Raw genomic sequence first — 24,208 nt, 5'->3', positions numbered from 1 at the left:
CTGTTCTATTTCTATATAGTGGCCCTTGCAGGATCGATGTAATGTTTGCAAAGTTTTTCAAACCTCGTTGGCAACACAATAAAGCCACTGTCCGTGTACGCGCTGTGCACCGCCTCAGTACCGGCAACACCGAACACCGAGAAGTACTTGCACGGCTGGCACGGCAAGATCAAAGCATTGAAGTGCGTCTGGCCGCTGTGGAGAAAATAGCGTCGCCCGATCTGCTATCCGATATTCTCACCCATGATATGGATCCGGATATCCGTCGTAGCGTTGCTAAACGGATCTGTGAAATCATCTTAGACCCGAGTTACACCCCTCGTCAGCAGCAGGCATGCGTACACTGCCTACAAGATGAAAATATGCTCGCGCATATCGCCATTAATGGTAAAAACCCTGAGATTCAGCAACAGGCCATCTGCCGTATCAATGATCAACACAGTCTCATCTCGGTGATCATGAACGCTAACAGCACACAGATACGCCAATTAGCCGCTGAAAAGCTAGACGCGCCTGAGTTATTAGAACAGGCCAGCAAATCGATCCGTGGTCGGGATAAAACCGTCTATCGTATTATTCGCAATAAACAACAACAGCTGCAAGAACAAGCACGGCTTAAAGAACAACGCCTATTACGCAAACAAGAACTGCTTTGCAGCTTAGAGCAGCTTAGCAAAACCGCTCATTTTCCTCTCTATAGCGCTAAACTAGACGCTCTTTGCCTGCAATGGCAAACCCTGACAGAAGCCTTCGATGAAGCCCTCGATCAACGTTATCGCGATTTAGTCGATCGCTGTCAGAAAACCTTATGCGCCGCACAATTAAAAAGCCAACAGCAACACGCCGAGCAACAAAAAGCGCACAGCGAAGCACAGCAACAATCGGTATGGCTACAAAAACTGGAAGAGACCGTGAAGCGTTGCGCAGCGCTGATCTCCGGTGAACGCTTTGGTAAGGCCGATCTCGATGCCGAACAATCCTGCTGGGATAACACCGTAGAACAGTTACATCAAACCTGCACACACAACGCCGACACGCTGCTTAACCCCTTTAAACAGCCTTTTGAGCATTATCAACAGGCCGGGCGTGCCTGGTTGCAACATCAAGCAACGATCGTGACACTGCTAGAAAGCGCTCCCTCAAACGAGGCTAACGAAACCACCCTGAGCAGCAACCTCGATCAGATCGAGCACATCCGTCAACAGATCAACTGGCCTAGCAGCATTGCTCAACCCAACCTGTTACAGCGCCTGCTGCAACAGCGAGAGCAAACGTTACAGCAGATCAATCAGCTAAAACGCTTACGGCAACACGATCATAATGACTTTATTCAACTGCTCAATCAGCTCGAGCAACAGATCGACGCCGGACAGATTAAACACGCCTGTCAGTTGGCTCAAACGGCTGAATCGCAGCTAGAGAACATGAGCGGTGCACCGAAATCGCTGCAACAGCGTTATAAAGGCCTTCAGGCACAACTGCACGAACTCAAAAACTGGCAAGGCTTTGCCGTATCAAGTAAAAAAGAAGCGCTATGTGAAGCGATGGAAGCGCTGATCGACAGTCACACTGACGCGCCGCGACTCGCTAAACAGATCCATGCACTGCAGCAACAGTGGAAATCACTCGATAGCGATGATCCGGTTCACTCACATAAAGTTTGGCAACGCTTTAAAGCCGCCTCTGATCAGGCCTATGCACCTTGCGAACACTATTTTCGACAGCAAAAGCAACAACGCACCGAAAACCTCGAGAAACGCAAGCAACTGGTGAACGATTTAAATCAGTTTCTCCAACAGCTCGATTGGCAGCAGCCTGACTGGTCACTGATTGAGCAGGTTAGTCGCACCGCCAAACGAGAATGGAAAACCTATGCGCCGGTCGACCGTACACCGGGACGTCAAGTACAGACTGACTTTAACGCGCTACTCAAGCAGATCGATCAACAGATTGCAGCTCACCGCGATCAAGTTGCCAATGAAAAGAAAGCCTTGCTGGCACAAGCGCAACAACTACTCACCGAGGACGATCTACCAACCGCCGCAACGGAGATCAGAGCACTACAGAAACGCTGGAAACTGGCCGGCAATACCTTCCATAGCCTCGAACGAGAACTATGGCCAGAGTTTCGTAAAGCCTGTAATCAGGTGTTTGAAAACCTCAACAAAAACAAGCAGAGCGATAGCAACACAACCGCCGAGACAGTCTCATCACCGCTGGATGATCCTCACGCCTATGAAGCGCTATTACGTCGTATCGAACTGTGTGATCAGTTAGAAAGCTTTATTCTCGATGGTACGCTGGATCAGTTAGCACTGGATGATATTCAGGCACAGTGGCATCAAAGCGACTCGGTGAATGGAACCTTTGGTCCGTTGATCGACTCACGTTATGCTCAACTGCTGGATTATATCTCAGGCAACATCGAGATAGAGGATCTGCTAACCATCACCGAGAAAGCGCTACGTCAACTGTGTATTCGCTTGGAAATCCTGCTGGGGCTAGAATCACCGGAACAAGATCAAACCCTACGGATGGAATATCAGATGGATCGCTTGCAAAAGGCGCTACAACAGCGTCAACCTTCAAGCAATCAGCACGATCTTAAACGCCTAGAACTCGAATGGCAGTGTCAGCCGCTGACACTACAACATGAAGCGTTGCAAATCCGTTTTTACAGCAATCTACAACAAGCTAACTAAACCGAGATCACGGCACCCCGCCACCTTAAGGCCATCAAACAGCGACAAAAAAACCCGCAAAGGCGGGTTTTTTAACAGCGCTAAACAGCTTATGACATATGCTGACCGCCGTTGATTGAGAAGTCGGATCCGGTGACATAACCACAATCGTTACTCGCCAGATAAGACACGGCCTTACCAATTTCTGCCGGTTCACCCAGACGCCCAACGGGCACCTGACGAATAATTTTTTCCAATACTTCTTCGGGAATCTTTTTAACCATCGGCGTTAACACATAGCCAGGAGAAACCGTATTAACAGTAACACCTTTGGCCGCTACTTCCTGCGCTAAGGCTTTAGTGAAACCATGTATACCCGCTTTAGCCGCGGAATAGTTACACTGACCAAACTGACCTTTCTGAGCATTCACCGAAGAGATATTGATAACCCGTCCCCAGCCTTTATCCAGCATTGGATTAATCACCAGACGCGTCATATGGAACATCGAATCAAGGTTGGCAGACAGCACTTCGTTCCACTGTTCCCAGCTCATTTTTCGGAACGTGCCATCACGCGTGATACCGGCGTTATTCACCAGAATATCAACACTTCCTCCAGCCACTTCTTCAACGGTTTTGATACAAGCGGCACAAGATTCTTCATCCGTCACATCACCGTACGCCACAAGAATGTCATAACCGTCTTGTTTTTGCTCGTCTTGCCAGGCTTTCGCTTTTTCATGGTTACCACCAGAGTTATAACCTGCAACAACCTTAACACCGGCGTCAGCCAATGCGCGACAGATGGCGGTACCAATACCACCCGTACCTCCTGTTACCAGAGCAATTTTCTGTGTCATGCTCACGTCCCCTTTTACTTTGCTTCTTGAGAGTTGATTTTTTCAGTCGTTGTACAGCTTTTATTGTTATTGTTAATCCATTTCTGTATCTGCTAAGAATATAAGCAATCGTTCCCCGCAGAAATATGACCTTGGTTTAGTGCTTAATTCAGTACTTAATTCAGTACTTATACGCAGCACTTAGTTTAGTACTGAATTTATTACTTAGCTTAGTACTTAATTTAGTACTTAGTTTAGTACCACGAATCAATACTCAAGACAGCGTGACAATGAGTCTGAACCTAAACTTTAACATCTGCTAAAACTTATATTCTGCCGCTTATGGCGTTAAGTCAAGATACAACTTATTTCACTAATGTCAAAGCCTTACAGGCGGTTGAGGTATCGATTCATCCACCAATAAGCCATTGCTGCAGTGCACATATTTGCAATCACAAAACCAATAAACATCCCCAGTAAATCGGCGATATAGTTACCGAGTAAGCCTAACGGAACATACAGACAAAACAGCCGAAAGATACTGATCCGCATCGCTCTAATCGGCTGATGTAAGGCATTAAAACTGGAGGCCGTGAGAAAGGTGACCGCCTGAAAACCAAATCCCAACGGTACAATAAGAAGCCACAAACTGATCAGACTGATCACCTCATCGTTATCACTAAACAACGCCCCGATGCCCCCAGCAAAAAGCAGCAAGCCTAGGTATATTAAGGCCTGCCAAATAATTGCAAACTTAACTGCAAATAAATAGGCACCGCGAACACGGTCGATATGACCCCGACCAAAGTTTTGACTGATAAACGGCGGTAACGTCATCGATAGCGCCAAATTAGCCAACAACGAGAGCGATTCAAGCCGATTACCCACGCCAAATGCAGCCACCGCTTCAGCGCCATGGGTCGCCACAATCGCCGTCATAATCGCCGCTGAAATCGGCGTCATCATATTAGAGAGCGCCGCAGGAAATCCAATTTTCATCACCATTAACCAATGCTGCAGCGCAGCACGAGGCGATTCAATTCGCAGTAATAATAAACCTTTATTGCAATAAAGATTGATGAGTGCACACACCGCCGTGATCCCCCAAGCAATGACACTCGCGAGCGCGGCTCCCTGAATCCCCAATGCAGGCACCGGCCCCCAGCCGAAAATCATAATCGGATCGAGGATCATATTGAGTATCGAAGAAAGCCCCATCAATAACGCCGCTGAACGCGTATCCCCTGTGGCCCGTAACGAACTGTTCGACACCATAATCAGCACATAAAATACCGCACCGATAAACCACACAGACATGTATTGATCGATATAAGGCAGCAACTCATCATCGGCCCCGAGTAATCGAAACAACGGATCAATCACCTGTATCGCCACCACCGCAATGGCAATCATCAGGAGACCCGTGAGTAATAAATTATCGGTGGTTAACTGTCGCGCGGCCGAGGCGTTATCTGAGCCAATCAGTCTAGCGATCGTCGCCGATGTGCCGATACTCAAGCCAATGGAAAGACTAATCACCGTGAAAGATACCGGAAAGGTAAAGCCCAAGGCCGCCAGTTGATGAGTACCCAGCTGACTGACAAAATAACTATCGGCAACATTGAATAACATCAAACTCACGATACCGAGCATCATCGGTAACGTCATTTTAATCAGGGTAGGACGAACCTCACCGTTCAGCAGATCGGGTTTCACTCAATACCTTTATACATGAGGTTAAATAGGCGCCATCATACCACCTCTGCCGATCCGACTGGAGCCGGTATTCGAATCAATAGCGCCCCTAGTGAAGGCATAAAAAAACCTCCCACAGGAGGTTTTTCAGATAAGACGGGGGCTATTTCCCCTGCCTTTTCGCGGTTTGACCGGCAATACCAAGGTACTGTTTGGGCAGCTCATTAATCAAAACGCGGACACTGTTGATTGGTGCTCGGTATACCGCAGCCCACTGTCAACACCTAAGAGCAGTCGCTGATTGACAGTAGCCCTTAGCGAAACAACCAGCCTTTCAGCAATCGGGTTACTCGAGGCATGACGATATAGGTCAGCAACAATACCTGCAACAGTACAATCACTACCGATCTTAACCACAAATCGAGACTATCCAAAAACGGCCCTAATACCAGATTGATGACTATCACCAAGGCATACACAACCACCAGCAGAACACAGGTCATCTTATGCGGTGATGGCTTACTCACCGGCAGCTCCGGCAGATCAAACCAAAACTCGAGTCCGGTGCCACGTTGCACCTCAGGCTCTCCCTCAATCAGGGGTTCAAGCTTTTTAAGCCATTCTCGTCGAATCGCAGAGGTTTCCCAGTTTTGACAATTTTCATAGTTATCAAAACGGTAGATAAGCACATAGCAATTGCCCGTTGAAGACGAGGGTCGCAGCACATTACTACCCTGATGACCCGGATAAACCGACGCTTCCTCAACCACCGCCGAGACCCAGCTTTCGAAAGCAGCTTCCTTGCCCGGAATGATCTTGCGGGAAATACTGACAGTAACGGGGCCTTCCTGACCCGGCTCGGTTAGCTGCTGCTGAATACCGTTATCGCCCATCGCTGTCATATACACTTACCCTAAGTCGTGGTTATACAAACTTCCCTCTCATGGTACCAAGACCCTGATAGCGAACACAAAAAGAATCGTCCTGAATCAAATCGATCGGTTTCGATACGTAATGTTTAGCACAGAGAGGTCTTATCCTAAGGAAGGTGCGAATAAGTCAATGACGCCTCTGGCTGACAGAGAAGCTGGAGATCAAGGCAACCGTTACAGGCATACTGGTTGTACGTCGAAAAATGTTAACGCTGAGATCCTGCTTGATTATCGCAGCACAAGGTCGGGTATCGTCAAGGTTAAAGCCAAGCTCAACACGATAGATAAGTTAAAATGGCTGCTTTAGAATAGCGCCCTTCCGTGAATCCAATACCGAGCCACCATGAATCTGATTCTGCTGTTTAAAAGCGATTTTACCGCCGTCGATACCGTCGTGATTAGCGATCGACGCTTCCACCATATCAAACAGTTTTATCAACCGGTACCAGATCAGTCACTTAAAGTGGGCTTGCTCAACGGCGAAATTGGTCAAGGCGTTGTCCTCAGTCTGACGGAGCAAAGCATCACATTACAGGTTAAACTCGATAAACAGCCACCCGCGCCCTTACCTATCACGCTGATCCTCGCGTTACCGCGGCCTAAAATGCTCAAACGAACATTGCAAACCATCACCAGCATGGGGGTAAAACAGATCTACCTGATCAACTCTTATAAAGTGGATAAGAGTTATTGGTCGACACCGGTATTACAGCAGCCGACTCTCAACGAACAGCTTTACCTCGGGCTCGAACAGGCCGGCGATACGCAGTTGCCAGAGATTCACCTACGTAAACGCTTTAAACCCTTCGTTGAAGATGAACTACCAGCCTTAGCACAACAGAGCCGAGCATTAGTCGCGCATCCGTACAACGCTGTCGGCTGTCCTCCGGCCGATCACCTTGAGACCACCCTAGCCATCGGCCCTGAGGGCGGTTTTATCCCTTATGAAGTAGAAAAACTGCAGGCGGCAGGTTTTGCAGCGATTCATATCGGGCCGCGGATACTCAGAGTCGAAAATGCCGTACCGGTGTTATTAGCCAAACTGTTCCCGCTTTAAATAACGCGAGCGGTAGCTTGCCGTCGATGATTGCTCGTCGGCAGCAGACACCGCGCATTTTTTAATTGAGAATCATACGCATTAACATTGACATCGAGCCTGCTTTAAATAAGAATAGTTCCCATTAGCAACCCTATGTCTCAACACACCCCTTCGTCATGTCTTCGCCGTTTCAAGATAGTGACTGAGGGTTTCACGGATCAGGTGTATCAATAATGCGTAAAAATCTGAAAAAACTAGCGTTTCTCACTCTACCGCTCACACTGGCCGCGACGCATGTGTCCGCTGCAGATGAAGTCAATATCTACTCTTATCGACAGCAGTTTCTCATTCAACCCATGCTCGATGCCTTTACTGCAGAAAGCGGCATCAAGACCAACGTTGTGTTTGCCAAGAAAGGCTTAATTGAACGCCTAGAGCACGAAGGTAAAAACTCTCCTGCGGATATCGTCCTAACCTCCGATATTGGTCCACTATACGATGTGGTTGCCAAAGGCCTCACGCAAGCGGTACACAGCGAGGTGTTAGAAGAGAATATTCCAACGCATTACCGCGACCCTGATGCTCACTGGTTTGGTTTAACCAGCCGTACTCGCCTGATCTACGCCTCTAAAGACCGCGTCAAAGCCGGCGAAATCAGCACTTACGAAGAACTCACCGATCCTAAGTGGGCAGGCCGTATCTGTACTCGTAGCGGTAAACATACGTATAACCTCTCGCTGATCGGCTCGATGATCATTGAGCACGGCGAAGCCGAAGCAGAGCAATGGCTCGAAGGTGTGAAAGCCAACCTCGCGCGTAAACCTCAAGGCAACGATCGTGCGCAAGTTAAGGCGGTCAAAGAGGGTGTTTGCGATCTCGCATTGGGTAACTCTTACTACTTTGGCAAGATGCTGACAAACGAGCAGCAACCCGAACAAAAAGAGTGGGCTAACGCCGTTAACCTGATCTTCCCTAACCAAGACGGGCGTGGCGCACACATGAGCATCTCTGGGGCTGCCTTGACAAAATATGCACCCAACAAAGACGCCGCGATTCAGTTAATGGAATTCCTCAGCCAAGCTAAAGCGCAATCGATGTATGCTGAAGCCAACTTTGAATTCCCTATTCGTCCAGGCACTCAACGCTCGGCACTACTCGACGAATATATGGGTGACTTCAAACAAGATGATGTCAGCCTACAAAAAATTGCTGAATTACGCGCCACCGCCGCACGTATGGTCGATAAAGTGGGTTTCGATAACTGAGTTCAACTGACGACAGTTTTGGACAATTCAACATCAAAACGGTAGTCTGCGCGCTACCGTTTTTTGTTTAAGAAGACAGAGTTATGCAGGCAGAGCACGCCACCCCTGAAATTAAGCCACCTTCCGCGCTGACAACATCGCAGAAACATTACCTGTTAGGTTGGTACAGTGGCACCTGGGGCACCGCCTTGATGGTGGCATTGCCGATCCTCGCGGTTTTCTATCTCGCACTGTTTCCCCAAGAAAATATCTGGTCACACTTGGCGGCCACCGTGTTGCCCGTCTATATCACCACCACCCTCGCCCTCATGATCGGGGTTGGCGCATTATCGATCGCGACCGGCGTCTGTGGCGCTTGGTTAGTCACCATGTGTCGCTTTCCTGGACGCAAACTGTTCGAGTGGGCGCTGCTGCTACCCTTTGCCGTACCGGCCTACGTGATCGCCTATGTTTACACCGACTTACTCGAATATTCCGGCCCTCTGCAGATAGCGCTGCGTGAACTGTTTGGCTGGCAAACTGCCCGAGACTATTGGTTTCCAGATATCCGCACCCTCGGCGGCGCCATTCTGATGCTATCCATGGTGCTATACCCCTACGTTTATCTGTTAACTCGCGCCACCTTTTTAGAACAATCCACCACCATTCATGATGCCAGCCGGACGCTGGGCTGCACCCCGTGGCAAAGCTTTTATCGAGTATCGCTGCCGATAGCCCGCCCCGCGATCGCCGTCGGCTTATCATTAGTTTCGATGGAAACCATTAACGATTTCGGTACGGTCGATTATTTTGCTGTAAAAAGCATGAGCGCCGGCATCTATGATACCTGGTTGAATATGAGCAATCTCGGGGGCGCTGCTCAAATCGCCAGTCTGATGATGATCTTTGTCGTCATTCTCATCTCACTAGAACGACTGGCGCGCGCGAAACAGCGTCAATTCAATAGCCCCGATCGCTATAAAACACTCACCGGCTATCAACTCACCGGCTGGCGAGCTTGGGGGGCAACACTACTCTGCGCCCTACCGGTGATCACCGGCTTTATAATTCCCGTTTGGCTGTTAACAGGCTACGCCCTGAAGCATATCGATCAACTCTGGACTGAAGCATTTTTCACCTATGCCAGCCACAGCTTTATCCTCTCGAGTAGTGCGGCGGTGCTGACGATCATCATCGCGCTGCTGCTGGCCTATTCGAAACGGCTGCATAAAAAAAGCAGCCTTAAACTCGCAGTACAATTTTCAAGCTTGGGCTACGCGATGCCAGGAGCCGTGTTAGCCATCGGCGTGATTATTCCATTGGCGGCCTTCGATAACACCGTCGATAGCCTGATGGATCAATTTTTCGGTATCTCCACAGGCTTACTGCTCAGCGGTACGGCATTTGCCGTTATCTTCGCTTATGTCGTGCGCTTTCTAGCGGTGTCACTCGGATCTATAGACTCCAGTCTCAATAAAATCACCGACAGCATGGATATGGCCTCCCGCTCACTCGGCCTGAGCCCGCTGCAAACCCTGCTGAAAGTGCACCTACCGCTAATCAAAGGCGGCATACTCACCGCCGCGTTAGTGGTGTTTGTCGACTCGATGAAAGAACTGCCCGCCACACTCATTCTGCGTCCCTTTAATTACGACACATTAGCGACCTACGTTTATCAATATGCCTCTGATGAGATGCTCGAAGCCTGCTCACTCGCAGCCCTGTTAATTGTCTTGGTAGGCATCATCCCCGTTATTCTCCTAAGTCGCACCATCTCCGGCACCCGCGATAGCCATTGAAACTAACCAATAAAACCCACCGGTGCGGTTCATGCTTCACCACACCCTACGCAAATGTTGTGCTAATAGATAATCCGTAGGAGCCGTGCTGACATGCGGGTGTTTGTGTAGGCGCGACGCCCTCGTCGCGATGCGTACCCGGTATTTTTGTAGGAGCGACGCCCTCGTCGCGATGAGCACCCAGAGGTGCACGCCGATGGCTTTTGGCACCGCCGGTGCGGTATTTTTTGTAGGAGCGACGCCCTCGTCGCGATGAGTACCCAGAGGGCATGCTAGCGTGCCTCGCTACAAGATATTGCGCGGGGATGGTTTGCCTTTTGCCGATATTGGGTTATCGGCACGGGGGCGTGCCTCGCTACAAAGATATTGCACGCCGATGGCCTGGCACCGCCGGTGCGGTATTTTTGTAGGAGCGACGCCCTCGTCGCGATGAGTACCCAGAGGGCATGCTAGCGTGCCTCGCTACAAAGATATTGCGCAGGGATGGTTTGCCTTTTACCGGTACTGGGTTATCGGCACGAGGTACCCAAAGGGCATGCTAGCGTGCCTCGCTACAAAGATATTGCACGCCGATGGCTTTGGCACCGCCGGTGCGGTATTTTTGTAGGAGCGACGCCCTCGTCGCGATGAGGGTTAGGTGTGATTCAAGCGTCCTATCGCGCGAAGGCGATGGGGCGATGGGCGGCGATATGTAAAGAAACTTGGGCGCCGACATCCAGCATCAACGGCTCGAAGACTTCTGATTCAATCCTTCGACCCGATGGCAGCGATAGATGATACACCACCGACTGCCCTAAAAACTCTTTCTGCTCAATGCGTGCCATCACGCTGCCTTTATCCATGCTCGGGCGAATATCAGCCGGACGAATAAACAGTGATAAACGTTTGCCCGACACCGCCCCAAACGGTTCGGCGAACTCCAGCGTACCTAACTCGGTGCGTACGGAGGTCTCATCGAGGCATTCGGCGTCAAATAGCTCGCCTTTACCGACAAACCCCGCTACCAGCGGATTGACCGGCTGATAATAAAGCTCTGTCGGCGCGCCCCACTGCTGTAATCCGCCCTGCGCTAAGATACCCAGCTTATCACTGATAGCAAACGCTTCCTCTTGATCATGGGTGACCATAATCGCGGCGATGCCTTGATCTTTAAGAATCGAGCGCACTTCCAACGCTAATTGCCGACGCAGATCGGTATCCAAATTAGAAAAAGGCTCATCCATCAATAGCAGATTAGGTTTCGGTGCCAAGGCGCGCGCCAAGGCCACTCGCTGCTGTTGACCGCCTGATAATTCATGTGGATAGCGGCTTGAGATATCGGGCAGCTCAACCAGTTTCAGTAACTCTGTCACTGCTTTCCTTTTTTCAGCCGCACTTTTACGCTGTAAACCAAAGGCGATATTGTCGAACACATTCAGATGCGGAAATAACGCGTAATCTTGAAACACAACACCAATACTGCGTTGCTCAGGCGGCACGGTAAAGGCGGCGGTCGAAATCTCTCGGCCATTTTGCAGAATACTGCCAGCTAATACCGGGTTAAAGCCAGCTATCGCCCGTAAAACGGTGGTTTTACCGCAACCGCTAGGGCCCAGCAGACAAGCGATCTCACCTGAGTGCAACTGAAAATTCAGCTGTTCAGCGATAATCGCTGTTTCATAGCCGCAGCTAAGCGAGTTAAGTTCCAGCAGAGGAGTCATACGTCCGGCGCTCTCGATCCCAAATGAAAATGATTCTCGCTTATGTGCAGAGATATTTCAACCATCCATCTTAATCCATGAAGATTAATAAAACGGCGTTTCTATCCCTAACATGGTCAACAGCCCCAGCAATACCAACCAAAAAATCGCTGCTCGCCGAATCAGCCGATTAAGGCTGACCATCTCTTCGGCGGCATGATGCTGAAACTGCTGTTCATCGCCGAGCCGCTGATACTGCCGATAACTCTCTTCACCCATCGCCCCGAGTGCGATTCGCAACAACCACTCACGCCAAGCCACGGTTTTCGATGCGGGGTTTTTCAACTGACTCAACGCACTGACACCGTTACCCACCACAAAAAAGGTCAACCCGAGTAAGCGGGCCGGTATCCACAGCATGAGTTCAGCCACCCCGCGCAAGCGTTTATCACGCTGACGCTGTCGCTGCCAACGGGCCCACAACGCCAAACACAAGCCCGGCAACCCCAAACAGATAAACCAAAACAGCGGCGCAAAAAATCCCGTTAACGATAGATAAAGCGACTGCTGACAGATGGCATAGTGAACCGACGCCGCATCCGACATATCATCGGTACGCTTTAAGCCAAGCAATCCCGCCAAGTTCAACCAGGCGGCAGCAAAATTTTCTCGCCCGCACTGCCGATAATACGGCTCGGTGAGATCGCTGGGCGACCAATTTTCGACAAACAGGTACAGCATCAGTAGCTCTACGGCCAACACCAATATCAACACCGTCAACTGCCAACTCAATAACGTCAGTAATAGCCATTCACCCATCAACAGCGCACTCAGCAACAACATCCATTGCCAATGCTGCTGCGGCCACCGTTGTGATAACTTAATCAGCCATGCGGGACGGCGCTGATAGCGACCCAACATAATCAACAGCATCACGGCCAAAAATTTCATCCGCTAACCTCTTTCCTTAGGTGTTGGCTAAAATAGCGCCAATTAAACGCAGCACCGGGATCGGTTTTACGTTGCGGCGCAATCTCTGCATGACCGGCAATCTGCTCCGCCGTCAAGTCGGGATAATACCTCAGCAGGGCTGCGGTCACGCGCGCCAATTGTTGATACTGCTGTTCGGTATAGGGAATGTCATCGGCACCCTCTAATTCAATACCGATAGAAAAATCGTTACAGTTATCACAGCCCCGATACGACGACTGCCCAGCATGCCACGCCCGCTGATCAAAACTGACGAATTGCACCATCTGCCCACCGCGTTCAATCAAGAGATGCGCCGAGACTTGCAGCGCTTCAATCGTCGTGAAATAAGGGTCCGCCGTGGTATCCAAGCGATTAAGGAAAAAGTCTTGAATATAACCGCCACCAAATTTACCCGGTGGCAGGCTGATATTATGAATCACCAACAAGCGTGGCGTCTGTCCCGGCGGGCGCTGATTAAAATTCGCCGAGCGACACTGTTCAGCCCGAGTCAGCCACCCGTCGCTAATCGCTAGCTTATGCATCTGATCTGGATTCTGCTTTGACATCGACTGCTTCTGATTATTGTTCTCAACCATCTCGTTAATCTGAGTCATTTTTCCTCTATCAGCGACTACTTTAGCCCGTCGCTTTCCGTTAGAATAGCGGCCCATAGCGGCTATCACCCATCGTGACGCATGCGTAGTGATTAAATAGCAGTGATTAAATATCACTGACTCATGAGCACCACTTAAATAGCACTGATTAAATTGTACTAATCGAATCGTACTAACTGAATAGTAGTAAATAATAGTACCATGCCGCACCTATCAGACAAGCGATCGACACAGCACACCACTGTGATAAGCCTAATAACCGGACAGACCATTAAACGGAGCCCTTTATGGCCAATACTCAACTGCTTAGCGATATTCCTGCTACCGTCCGTCACGCGCTGACAGAAGATATTGGCGATGGCGATATCACCGCCCGCCTCATCCCCGCCGAACAACAGGCCCAAGCACGGGTGATCTGTCGTCAGGCGGCGGTCATCTGTGGTGTCGAGTGGGTCAATGAAGTGTTCCGACAAGTCGATCCTAGCGTCAAGGTGAAGTGGTTAATCAGTGATGGCGATCATGTCAGCGCTAATCAGCCGTTATTTGAATTAACGGGGCCTGCCCGTGCATTGCTCACGGGCGAGCGTAGCGCGCTAAACTTTCTGCAAACGCTGTCTGGCACGGCCACCATCAGTGCACATTACGCGTCCTTGGTTGAAGGCACCGGCGTTAAGCTGCTGGATACCCGCAAAACGATTCCAGGCTTGCGCAATGCGCAGAAATACGCCGTGAGCTGTGGCGATTGCTATAACCACCGTATCGGTCTGTATGATGCCTTTCTGATTAAAGAAAATCATATTATGGCCTGTGGTTCTATCGCCAATGCCGTGGCAACCGCTAAGCAGAATGAACCCGGTAAGCCGGTCGAAGTTGAAGTCGAATCGTTTGAAGAACTGCAACAGGCACTCGATGCCGGTGCCGATATCGTCATGCTGGATAATTTTGATCACGCGGGTTTACGTCAAGCGGTGCAGAAAAATAAAGATCATCTCAGCCCCGCCAAACTGGAAGCCTCTGGCGGAATCGATGCCAACACACTTCGCAGTATTGCCGAAACCGGCGTCGACTATATCTCCATCGGCCTACTGACTAAAGATTGTCAGGCAGTGGATCTATCGATGCGCTTTATCTGAAGCAACGACTTAAAGACAAGCGCTATTCAAAATAGTGATTTTCAAGAAGCGCTATTACGAAGCCCTATTAAATAAAGCCCTATTAAAAAGCGCTTGTCATCAGCGTTTCTCAGTGGCCTCAATGATCAGTCACTCAGCCCGCGTCAGTAGCCGTCACTCAAAAAAAATCCGCTCTAGCAGCGGATTTTTTACTTTAACGGTGATTATTCTAAGATCATTTTATCAGGCTAAGCTTAAAAATAAGCTCAAAACTGAACGTCTAGCTCAATGACATCTTCAGAGAAAGGTTGAATCTCTATACTTTCCATATAGGAAACAATAAACTCAAAAGCAACCTACCCACTTTGAGTAACAACCCTGCTAATTAGCGGTTGATTTATACTAATTGACGAGTCTTCATCATCGCAACTAAGGCGTTTGACGACGACAATTGGCCGCGCCAATCAATTCCCAGTTATCACTTTGCTGAATTTGTAGGATATCGTACACCTCAACCACGGTTTGATTGACATCGTTATCCCAAAGAATTTGACAGATTGCGGTGGCGCTATCGTTACGCTTTTCGCCGCCTGCGCGAGGCAACATGCCGATCGCCAGAATACCGCCATCCGACCACCATACCGGCGTCGCGGGGTAGTTCTCCGGCTGCGCGGCTAAATCCGCTTCAACCGCTGCCCGCTTGGCCATCGATAACGGTTCATCATAGAGAAAGTAAGTGACTGCGGCCGTGATAGCGACCAATAGAATAAGAATTGTTTTTTTGTTCATGCGATACCGAGACTTAGAAGTGATTTAACTGTCAGTAAATCAGAAAGTTAGCGCTGAACATACTAGCGAAAAGGCTAATTTTAGACATAAAAAAAGCGCAAATCACTTTGCGCTTTTTAAGGCTATTAAAAACGATTAGTCACATAGACCTGCAGCAATACATGAGCCACCACTCGAAGCCCACTGGAGTCCACCATTAGTTACAGAAGCCTCTAATTTATAAGTCTTGCTATCAACTTCAGTTGAGCCTGTCGCTGTTATTACACCAGTATCAACATCAACTGATGTAACATATTGACCGACAGTTGCCATGCTCTTCGCCTGACTCACAGTAGCATTATCGGTATCACATTCTGCCAATGTTCCGCCAGTTTGATAGCACACTTCAACAGCAGACTTCACACCTGTTACTGACTGTACAACTTCAGAAAAACGGGCTTTCTTTGTATAAGTGTTATAAGCCGGCAACGCAATCGCCGCCAAGATACCGATAATCGCGACCACGATCATCAGCTCGATTAGGGTAAAACCCTGTTGTTTTTGTGTTGTATTTTTCATTCGTTATCTCTCCAGCGAGTAAAGTATTCATCATCGTCCTTGCTCTGAACGACTCCTTCCCATGCCATAAGGGCTCTTCTTCCGTGCTCCTTACGAGCCTTATCTGAATAGTAACCTATTTTTTATGGCAGTCCAGTGACTTAAAGCAAGCGTCTGTTGATTCTCAAACCGACCAATAGATGTTACTTTACCTATAGCTGATAATACAAGACAGTTCAGACCTTAGTACGCGGCTTTACATACAACTAAAGTCGTATAAAAAGTCAATTAACCGGTGTTAGCTTTTCCAAGCGACACTGAAGCGACACTAAAACCGCCAACAATGCGGTGTTAACAACAGCCAACAGAGCAATAATGGATTTTCTGAAACGATGAGTGTACAGCCCTTTCAGCCACTGAGTGGCTTAGCCAGACGACTGGTAAATGATGGTGTGTTTTCATCCGATGTGGCCATGGACGCATTAAAAACCGCCCGTAAAGATAATAAGGCGTTTATCGCGCATATTATCGAAAATCGTCTGGTGAGTGCTTATCGAGCCGCGGCGGCAGCCGCCGATGAGTTTGGTATGCCGCTATTTGATCTCGATGTGATCGATATTGAAGCGTTACCGCAGGGGCTAGTCGATGAACGCCTCATCACCAAACATCATGCATTGCCGCTGATTAAACGTGACAATCGTCTCTATGTTGCGATTTCAGACCCGACCAATATTCAAGCCTTAGATGAGTTTAAGTTTCATACCGGCACCACCACCGAAGGGGTGATTGTCGAAGAAGATAAGCTCTCACACCTGATTGACACCTTTCTCGATGAGCAAAATTCAGCCCTCGATGGCTTGGACGATACCGATCTCGATAACCTCGAAATCGATGAAGGCCTGCAAGAGCCACAAGAAGATAGCAGCGAAGAAGCCGCCAACGATGCGCCGATCGTGCGCTTCGTTAACAAGATCCTCCTCGATGCGATCAAAAATGGCGCCTCCGATATTCACTTTGAGCCCTATGAGAAATCCTATCGTATCCGTTGCCGTATCGATGGCATCTTACAAGAGGTGGCGAAACCGCCCTCGAACTTGGCACCGCGTCTGTGTGCCCGATTAAAAGTCATGTCTCAGATGGATATCTCTGAACGGCGTATGCCTCAGGATGGCCGCATCAAGATGAAGATATCCAAAAATCGTGCCATCGATTTTCGAGTTAACACCCTGCCCACCCTCTGGGGTGAAAAAGTGGTGCTCCGTATTCTCGATCCGACCAGCGCGCAAATGGGCATTGAAGCATTGGGCTATGATGAAGATCAGAAAGATCTATTTATGCAGACCCTGCATAAACCTCAGGGGATGATTCTCGTGACCGGCCCCACCGGTAGTGGTAAAACCGTGTCGCTCTATACCGGCCTGAATATTCTTAATACCGTTGAACGCAATATCTCCACCGCGGAAGACCCGGTCGAGATCAACCTCGATGGCATCAATCAGGTTCATGTGAACAACAAAGTCGGCCTAACCTTCGCCGAAGCGTTACGTTCCTTCCTACGACAAGACCCCGATGTCGTCATGGTGGGGGAGATTCGTGATATCGAAACCGCCGAAATCGCCATCAAAGCGGCACAGACCGGTCACATGGTGTTATCGACCCTGCACACCAACAGTGCCGCCGAAACCCTCACCCGCCTGCGTAATATGGGCGTGCCCGCCTTTAACATCGCCACCTCGGTATCGATGATTATTGCGCAGCGCCTAGGCCGACGTCTGTGTACCGCGTGCAAGAAGCCAGTCACGATACCTGAAGCCACCCTCTTGGAAGAGGGCTTTACCGCCGAACAGATTAACGCGGGCCTCAGCCTGTTTGAACACAACCCGGAAGGCTGTAATAAATGTAACAAGGGTTATAAAGGCCGTGTGGGGGTCTATGAGACCATGGCGATGACACCCGAAATTGCTCAAGTGATTATGGATAACGGCTCGTCGCTGGATATTTTGGCGCAGGCAAAAGCGCAGGGTTTCAGAACCCTGCGGCAATCGGGACTGCGTAAAGTGATTCAGGGCGTGACCAGCCTAGAAGAGATGAACCGAGTCATTAAGCTTTGATCGTGCTAATCTTTTAATATTCTCAACCTGAAACGGAAGCTATTCAGATGGCGAAGAAAGCAACAGATAAAACCCCTCTGACGTTCAACTGGGAAGGCAAGGACAAGAGTGGCAACCCGACGAAGGGTGCCATCAATGCCGACAGCATCGCCGAAGCCAAGGCGATGCTACGCAAGCAGGGCATTATGCCGAAAAAGGTGCGCAAACAAACCTATAGCATGTTCAGCAACCATAACAAATCCATTACACCGCTGGATATTGCCCTGTTTACCCGCCAAACCGCCACCATGCTTAAATCTGGGGTGCCGCTGTTACAGGGCTTCGATATCGTTGCCAATGGTATTGAAAAAGCCAAAATGAAGAAGGTGATTTACGATCTTAAGTCCGATGTCAGTGGCGGCACCAGTTTTGCTAAAGCATTAGAACGGCATCCTAAATACTTCGATGATCTGTACTGCAACCTAGTACAAGCTGGGGAAAACTCCGGTTCATTGGAAACCATGCTCGAGCGTATCGCCCTCTATAAAGAAAAAATTGAAACCCTAAAGAAAAAAATCAAAAAAGCCCTCACCTACCCGATTGCCGTTATCGTTATCGGCTTAGTCGTATCGGCGATTCTTTTGATTAAAGTGGTACCGCAATTTGAGAGCGTCTTCTCCAGCTTCGGCGCCGATCTCCCCGCTTTCACCTTGTTTGTGGTTGGCCTATCGAAGGTCGCACAAGACTGGTGGTTTATCGCCATTGTCGCCATCGCGTTAGCCGGTTTCGCCTTCAGTAAAGCCCATGAAAAATCCAGAGGCTTTCGTGAGTGGCTCGATAAAGCGGTACTGAAACTGCCGATTATCGGTCAAATTTTACATAACTCGGCGATAGCCCGCTTCGCGCGCACCTTGGCCACCACCTTTGCCGCCGGTGTACCGCTCGTTGAAGCGCTAGATTCGGCCGCGGGGGCTTCTGGTAATATTGTCTACGAAAAAGCCATTCAACAGGTCAAGAATGGCGTCTCTACTGGGCAATCACTGCAAAACGCCGTCACCATGACCGGATTATTCCCGCCGATGGCGACGCAAATGATCGCCATCGGTGAAGAAGCCGGTTCATTAGATATGATGCTCGATAAGGTCGCCAGTTATTATGAGGAAGAGGTAGATAACGCCGTCGATAACCTCTCGACGTTGATCGAACCGCTAATTATGTCGATTTTGGGTATTCTGGTGGGTGGCCTCGTAATCGCCATGTACTTGCCGATCTTTCAGCTCGGTAACGTGGTGTAAATTAGAGCCTAGAAAAAGCAAACCACGCTATTCAAACAACCGATTCAACAACTCTATTGATGGCAGACTCGATGACCCTCATGTTCGACCTCATCTCAGCAACGCCCTGGTTGGCACTAACGCTCACCTTTGTTTTCTCGTTGTTGATCGGCAGCTTTCTTAATGTCGTGATTTATCGCTTGCCGCTGATGCTGGAACGCGAATGGCAGCAGATGGCGGAAGATGCCCTCGCGTCAACCATCGAGTCCGAAGCGTTGCTGACTGACAGGGTTCTCGAATCAGCCTCAGCACCACGCTCAAGTCATGATCGGCCCGAAAGTGATGCTATCGACACTCGGCACGCAGCAACAGAGCCGCCTGATAGCAGTGCAACCCGCGCCGTTTTCAACTTGGCACAGCCCGCCTCTAGCTGCCCTAGTTGTGGTCATGTGATTCGCTGGTATGAAAACATACCGCTCATCAGCTTCTTTTTGCTGCTTCGAGGCCGCTGCAGCAGCTGTAAAACGCCGATCTCTCTACGCTATCCGCTGATCGAGCTTTTGACCGCCGCGCTATCCGCCTTCATTGTTTATCAATTTGGCTTTAACCTTACCGCGTTAGCGATTGTCTTCCTCAGCTGGTGTCTCATCACGCTCACCGCGATTGATATGGATCATCAGCTATTACCAGATAAAATCACCCTACCGCTGCTCTGGCTTGGCCTCATAATCAATAGCTTCGGCGTCTTCACCAGTCTCTCTACCGCTCTCTGGGGGGCGGTACTGGGCTATCTGTCGCTGTGGTCGGTATATTGGCTATTTAAGCTGGCGACCGGCAAAGAGGGCATGGGTTACGGCGACTTCAAATTGCTGGCGGCGCTAGGCGCTTGGGCCGGTGCCGATATGCTGCCATTAATCATTCTCGCCTCTTCGCTCATCGGTGCTATTATCGGTACTTTGATGATCGTGTTACGGCGTCAAGGATCGCAAACCCCGATTCCCTTTGGGCCCTATTTGGCGGGGGCTGGCTGGATAGCGCTGCTATGGGGTGATACGCTTACCGGCTACTATTTACAACTCTTAGATTTATAATGGATAGAGCTGTCAATAAAGCATGCTTAGCGAATCTTGCGTGAGCCTTATCCTGTGCTAAGAAAACCCTTATCTTAGAGAGACTGAATATGTTTGTAGTAGGCCTTACCGGTGGCATCAGCAGTGGCAAATCCGCTGTTTCCCAACTTTTTGAGCAACTCGGGGTCACCGTTATCGATGCCGATCAGGTCGCCCGAGAAGTGGTTGAACCCGGCGAAGTAGCACTGACTAAAATCGCTCAACGATTTGGTGCTGAGATCTGTCTGGCCGATGGCAACCTCGACCGTAAAGCCCTGAGAAAAATTGTCTTTGCCGAGCCTCGTCAACGAGACTGGCTAGAGCAACTGCTGCACCCCCTGATTCGAGACCGCATTTTGCTAAAACTCGATCAGTGCGATTCAGACTATGCGATGCTCGCCTCTCCTTTGCTACTCGAAACCGATCAACATCTGCTGGTTAATCATATTGTCGTCGTCGATGTCGATGAAGCGACACAAATTAGCCGTACCATGGCGCGCGATAATACCGATGCGGCTCAGGTAAAAGCGATTATCGCGGCACAGATGCCTCACGCCGAACGGCTGACTAAAGCTGACGATCGGATCGATAACAGCGGCTCAATCGCCGACCTTCAACCGCAAGTTGAACAATTACACTTAAAGTTTCTGTACCGCGCGCAACAGGAACGGGAGCTTGATCTTGGCCAATAATCCTCGCAACAAAACCCTCAGCAATAAACCACGGGTTGCCTGCCCTTGCTGTAAAAAAGAGCAAGAATGGAGTAGCGATAACCCCTTCAGACCTTTCTGCAGCGAACGCTGTAAAATGATCGACCTGGGCGCTTGGGCCGCTGAAGAGTATCAGATTGCAGCCGAACCAAGCGTCGATGATTACAGCAGCAGCTTTGAAGATGCCGAAGGCAACGATTACCTCGACCGGCCATTACATTAACCAGATTGACCTAAAAACAGGAATCGCGACGGCGCATCGCTCGCTGTAGGAGCCGTGCTGGCATGCCCTTTGGGTACCTCACGGCGATGAACAATGGCGACGAGTGCATCGCTCGCTGTAGGTACCCTGCTGGCATGCCCCTTGGGTACCTCACGGCGATAAGGTTCGCCTTTTGCCACCCTGTTCAATATTAGGTTATCGGCACGGGGGCGTGCCTCGCTACCAAAACAATTCATTTGTAGGAGCCGTGCCCTCACGGCGATGGTTAATCGCGACGGGGGCGTCGCTCGCTACAAATGATGGTGCCGTTTTCTGTAGGAGCCGTGCTGGTATACCCTTTGGGTACCTCACGGCGATAAGGTTCGCCTTTTGCCACCCTGTTCAATATTAGGTTATCGGCACGGGGGCGTGCCTCGCTACCAAAACAATGCATTTGTAGGAGCCGTGCCCTCACGGCGATGGTTAATCGCGACGGGGGCGTCGCTCGCTACAAATGATCGTACCGCTTTCTGTAGGTACCGTTCCTCACGGCGATGGTTATCGGCACGGGGGCGTGCCTCGCTACAAAAACAATGCATTACTATGTCGCACCTACAGGAGGTTGAAAACCGCTAATGGCGGCGATGCCTTGACCACCGGCGTCGATGGTTGTTGCAAGATGCTCGAGCGACACGCCACCGAGGGCATACACTGGCACACGGGTCTCACTGACCAAGCGCCGAAATTCATCCCAGCCTAATGGCGGAGTATGCGGATGACTGCGCGTCGGCTGCACCGGCGATAGGGTAATATAATCGACCTCTACCCGTTCCGCTTGACGAATCTGCTCGATGCTGTGACACGAGGCCCCTAACCATCGGCCAGTAAACAACTCACGACGCTGAAGCCCTTGATTATCCAGTTGTTGTAATCGATCACTACTGAGGTGAACCGCTGAGGCATGGAAAGCATTAGCCTCCTCTAGCGAGGTATTCCAGATGATCAGTCCCTCAAAGGTTGTCGCTAGCTGTGTATAGAGCGATCGTTGCACTGCATCTGACAGGTGTTTAGCCCGCAGCATCACCTTATCGGCACCTTGTTGCAATGCCTGCTCAACAAACGAGGTATATTGCTCGCAGGGCAGTTCAGGGGTAATCGCGATGCGATTGGGCAGTAACAAGGCATTAACGATCGGCTTATTAGCCGCCGGAAATTGATAATCGGTTAGTTCAGCGAGTTGAATCCATTTCAGTGGCTGACCTTCTCGCCCATAGGCTGTGCCACTAAAACCATTAACCCGAAACACATCCAATAACACAGATTTATCTGGGTAGTGATAAGGCACCTGAATCAAGGGCATGGTAGCTGCTTGATCAATCTCAATGCCTAACTCTTCTGCGAGTTCCCGAGCCAGCGCATCGCGCGCCGACTCACCCTCTTCAACCTTACCTCCGGGAAATTCCCATAGGCCACCCTGATGCTGCTGAGTATCACGCAGCGCCAGCAGTAGCTCACCGGCGGGATTAAAGATCGCCGCAGCCGCTACATGAATCAATTTAGACACGCCATTTTCCTATTTGACCCATGTACCCCTCGTTTCCCCAGGTAAAACCAGCATCAATAACGACTTAAGAACGGTAATCCGCATTGATCGCCACATAATCTTTACTCAGATCGGTGGTCCACAGCGTCTCTTGATGATCGCCTCGGTTGAGCAGAATACGGATGGTAATCTCTTCCCGCGCCATCACGGCTTGCCCTGCCGCCTCAGTATAACTCGCCGCACGGCCACCGTTCTCGACAATACAGGCTTCCCCAAGCCAGATCTGCAAGGCATCAACATCGAGATTATCCACGCCCGCATAACCAACCGCCGCTAGAATACGCCCCCAGTTCGGATCACTGGCAAACAACGCGGTTTTCACCAGCGGTGAATGCGCCACCGCATAAGCGGTTTTCAAAGCTTCTTCAGCATTAGCCGCTTGCTCGACACTGATGGTGACAAATTTTGTGGCGCCTTCACCATCACGTACAATCGCTTGCGCTAACTCAAGCAGCACTTTATTCAGTGCCACATCAAACTGCGCTAACAGCTCATCGTTCTGTTTACTAACCTCAATACCGCTCGCACCCGTTGCGATCAACATACAAGAATCATTGGTGGAGGTATCGCCATCGATGGTGATGCGATTGAATGACCGATCGGCCGCACCACTCAACAGCGTTTGTAACAGCGCAGGCTCGATTTTCGCATCGGTGGCGATATAAGCCAGCATGGTCGCCATATTCGGCTTAATCATCCCTGCACCTTTGGAGATACCGGTGAGGGTGATTAATTGGCCCTGATATTCAATCTGCATCGAATATGCTTTAGGTCGAGTGTCGGTGGTCATAATACCGCTAGCGGCGGCTAACCAACCGTTATCGGAGAGAGCATCGAAAGCCGCAGGGATCGCCGCGATAATGCGTTCTTTCGGCAGTTTTTCACCAATGACACCGGTCGAAAATGGCAGGACTTGAGTCGCGTTAATGTTCGCCTGGCTGGCTACTGCCTGACACACATCGAGGGCATCTTGATAGCCTTCTTTGCCCGTACCGGCATTGGCATTACCCGTATTCGTGACGAAATAAGTCGGCATCCCCTGTTGCAGATGTTGCTTACAGATACTCACTGGCGCGGCGCAAAATTGATTCAAGGTAAAAACGCCTGCCGTGCTCGCACCCTCAGCGATTTCCATTAGCACCAGATCTTTCCTGCCTGGCGTTTTTACGCCAGCGGATGTTGTACCTATACGAAACCCTGCAACCGGGTGCAGCGTCGGAAGCGTGCCAGAACCTACTGCCATTACCAACTCCTTAAAGCTTAAAAAAAGAAAGCAGCTTGGCTGCTT

General features: G+C 50.0%; 20 protein-coding genes. 10 read left to right on the top strand and 10 right to left on the bottom strand.

Annotated elements, in window-relative coordinates:
* The first annotated feature begins 41 nt into the window (after nucleotides 1-41).
* Complete coding sequence (locus Q4488_RS05900; protein WP_303579539.1) at nucleotides 42-2,702, top strand: DUF349 domain-containing protein; 2,661 nt, start codon at nucleotides 42-44, stop codon at nucleotides 2,700-2,702.
* An 89-nt stretch (nucleotides 2,703-2,791) separates the two neighbouring features.
* On the opposite strand, the gene phbB is transcribed toward Q4488_RS05900, so the two are convergent.
* The 3 genes from phbB to Q4488_RS05885 all read right to left on the bottom strand — a co-directional run bounded on the left by phbB (nucleotide 2,792) and on the right by Q4488_RS05885 (nucleotide 6,117).
* Nucleotides 2,792-3,541, bottom strand: coding sequence for an acetoacetyl-CoA reductase (phbB, locus tag Q4488_RS05895; RefSeq protein ID WP_303579538.1), 750 nt, complete (start codon nucleotides 3,539-3,541; stop codon nucleotides 2,792-2,794).
* A gap of 366 nt (nucleotides 3,542-3,907) precedes the next feature.
* Complete coding sequence (locus Q4488_RS05890; RefSeq protein WP_303579537.1) at nucleotides 3,908-5,236, bottom strand: MATE family efflux transporter; 1,329 nt, start codon at nucleotides 5,234-5,236, stop codon at nucleotides 3,908-3,910.
* Between the two features lie 293 nt (nucleotides 5,237-5,529).
* Entirely contained in the window at nucleotides 5,530-6,117 is a 588-nt protein-coding gene (locus Q4488_RS05885) for an antibiotic biosynthesis monooxygenase (RefSeq protein ID WP_303579536.1), read from the bottom strand.
* A gap of 373 nt (nucleotides 6,118-6,490) precedes the next feature.
* On the opposite strand from Q4488_RS05885, the gene Q4488_RS05880 reads away from it, so the two are divergent.
* The 3 genes from Q4488_RS05880 (at nucleotide 6,491) to Q4488_RS05870 (ending at nucleotide 10,229) form a co-directional block, all read left to right on the top strand.
* On the top strand, nucleotides 6,491-7,204 hold the full coding sequence (locus Q4488_RS05880) for a 16S rRNA (uracil(1498)-N(3))-methyltransferase (protein WP_303579535.1): 714 nt from the start codon (nucleotides 6,491-6,493) through the stop codon (nucleotides 7,202-7,204).
* 215 nt (nucleotides 7,205-7,419) lie between these two features.
* Nucleotides 7,420-8,451 carry a Fe(3+) ABC transporter substrate-binding protein gene (locus tag Q4488_RS05875; protein ID WP_303579534.1) on the top strand — a complete coding sequence of 344 codons (1,032 nt, stop codon included), beginning with the start codon at nucleotides 7,420-7,422 and terminating at the stop codon, nucleotides 8,449-8,451.
* 83 nt (nucleotides 8,452-8,534) lie between these two features.
* A complete protein-coding gene (locus Q4488_RS05870; protein WP_303579533.1) occupies nucleotides 8,535-10,229 on the top strand; it encodes an iron ABC transporter permease in 1,695 nt (564 codons plus the stop codon).
* A 653-nt stretch (nucleotides 10,230-10,882) separates the two neighbouring features.
* On the opposite strand, the gene Q4488_RS05865 is transcribed toward Q4488_RS05870, so the two are convergent.
* The 3 genes from Q4488_RS05865 to ampD all read right to left on the bottom strand — a co-directional run bounded on the left by Q4488_RS05865 (nucleotide 10,883) and on the right by ampD (nucleotide 13,422).
* Nucleotides 10,883-11,929: an ABC transporter ATP-binding protein gene (locus Q4488_RS05865; protein WP_303579532.1), complete on the bottom strand. Its 1,047-nt coding sequence runs from the start codon at nucleotides 11,927-11,929 to the stop codon at nucleotides 10,883-10,885.
* Between the two features lie 84 nt (nucleotides 11,930-12,013).
* A complete protein-coding gene (locus Q4488_RS05860; protein WP_303579531.1) occupies nucleotides 12,014-12,859 on the bottom strand; it encodes a hypothetical protein in 846 nt (281 codons plus the stop codon).
* Nucleotides 12,856-13,422 carry a 1,6-anhydro-N-acetylmuramyl-L-alanine amidase AmpD gene (gene ampD, locus Q4488_RS05855; protein ID WP_303579595.1) on the bottom strand — a complete coding sequence of 189 codons (567 nt, stop codon included), beginning with the start codon at nucleotides 13,420-13,422 and terminating at the stop codon, nucleotides 12,856-12,858. The genes Q4488_RS05860 and ampD overlap by 4 nt, the downstream gene beginning before the upstream one ends.
* 359 nt (nucleotides 13,423-13,781) lie before the next feature.
* On the opposite strand from ampD, the gene nadC reads away from it, so the two are divergent.
* A complete protein-coding gene (gene nadC, locus Q4488_RS05850) occupies nucleotides 13,782-14,627 on the top strand; it encodes a carboxylating nicotinate-nucleotide diphosphorylase (protein WP_303579530.1) in 846 nt (281 codons plus the stop codon).
* A 408-nt stretch (nucleotides 14,628-15,035) separates the two neighbouring features.
* Here nadC and Q4488_RS05845 read toward each other — a convergent pair whose 3' ends face one another.
* Nucleotides 15,036-15,395, bottom strand: coding sequence for a hypothetical protein (locus Q4488_RS05845; protein ID WP_303579529.1), 360 nt, complete (start codon nucleotides 15,393-15,395; stop codon nucleotides 15,036-15,038).
* A 135-nt stretch (nucleotides 15,396-15,530) separates the two neighbouring features.
* Entirely contained in the window at nucleotides 15,531-15,953 is a 423-nt protein-coding gene (locus tag Q4488_RS05840) for a prepilin-type N-terminal cleavage/methylation domain-containing protein (protein ID WP_303579528.1), read from the bottom strand.
* A 371-nt stretch (nucleotides 15,954-16,324) separates the two neighbouring features.
* On the opposite strand from Q4488_RS05840, the gene pilB reads away from it, so the two are divergent.
* From pilB to Q4488_RS05815, 5 genes are all read left to right on the top strand, one after another.
* On the top strand, nucleotides 16,325-18,043 hold the full coding sequence (pilB, locus tag Q4488_RS05835) for a type IV-A pilus assembly ATPase PilB (RefSeq protein ID WP_303579527.1): 1,719 nt from the start codon (nucleotides 16,325-16,327) through the stop codon (nucleotides 18,041-18,043).
* A gap of 47 nt (nucleotides 18,044-18,090) precedes the next feature.
* Nucleotides 18,091-19,317, top strand: a complete 1,227-nt coding sequence (locus tag Q4488_RS05830; RefSeq protein WP_303579526.1) for a type II secretion system F family protein — start codon at nucleotides 18,091-18,093, stop codon at nucleotides 19,315-19,317.
* Between the two features lie 71 nt (nucleotides 19,318-19,388).
* Nucleotides 19,389-20,387: an A24 family peptidase gene (locus Q4488_RS05825; protein ID WP_303579525.1), complete on the top strand. Its 999-nt coding sequence runs from the start codon at nucleotides 19,389-19,391 to the stop codon at nucleotides 20,385-20,387.
* 89 nt (nucleotides 20,388-20,476) lie between these two features.
* Nucleotides 20,477-21,097 (top strand): dephospho-CoA kinase, encoded by a 621-nt coding sequence (gene coaE, locus Q4488_RS05820; protein WP_303579524.1) that lies wholly within the window; start codon nucleotides 20,477-20,479, stop codon nucleotides 21,095-21,097.
* Entirely contained in the window at nucleotides 21,087-21,338 is a 252-nt protein-coding gene (locus tag Q4488_RS05815; protein WP_303579523.1) for a DNA gyrase inhibitor YacG, read from the top strand. The genes coaE and Q4488_RS05815 overlap by 11 nt, the downstream gene beginning before the upstream one ends.
* A 580-nt stretch (nucleotides 21,339-21,918) precedes the next feature.
* On the opposite strand, the gene Q4488_RS05810 is transcribed toward Q4488_RS05815, so the two are convergent.
* Nucleotides 21,919-22,881, bottom strand: coding sequence for a Nudix family hydrolase (locus Q4488_RS05810; protein ID WP_303579522.1), 963 nt, complete (start codon nucleotides 22,879-22,881; stop codon nucleotides 21,919-21,921).
* Nucleotides 22,882-22,945: 64 nt separating this feature from the next.
* Nucleotides 22,946-24,163 carry a bifunctional glutamate N-acetyltransferase/amino-acid acetyltransferase ArgJ gene (gene argJ / locus Q4488_RS05805; RefSeq protein WP_303579521.1) on the bottom strand — a complete coding sequence of 406 codons (1,218 nt, stop codon included), beginning with the start codon at nucleotides 24,161-24,163 and terminating at the stop codon, nucleotides 22,946-22,948.
* Between the last annotated feature and the right edge of the window lie 45 nt (nucleotides 24,164-24,208).

Source organism: Amphritea sp. 1_MG-2023 (assembly GCF_030547545.1).
Lineage (GTDB): Bacteria > Pseudomonadota > Gammaproteobacteria > Pseudomonadales > Balneatricaceae > Amphritea.
This window is presented reverse-complemented; position numbering and strand designations above follow the sequence as displayed.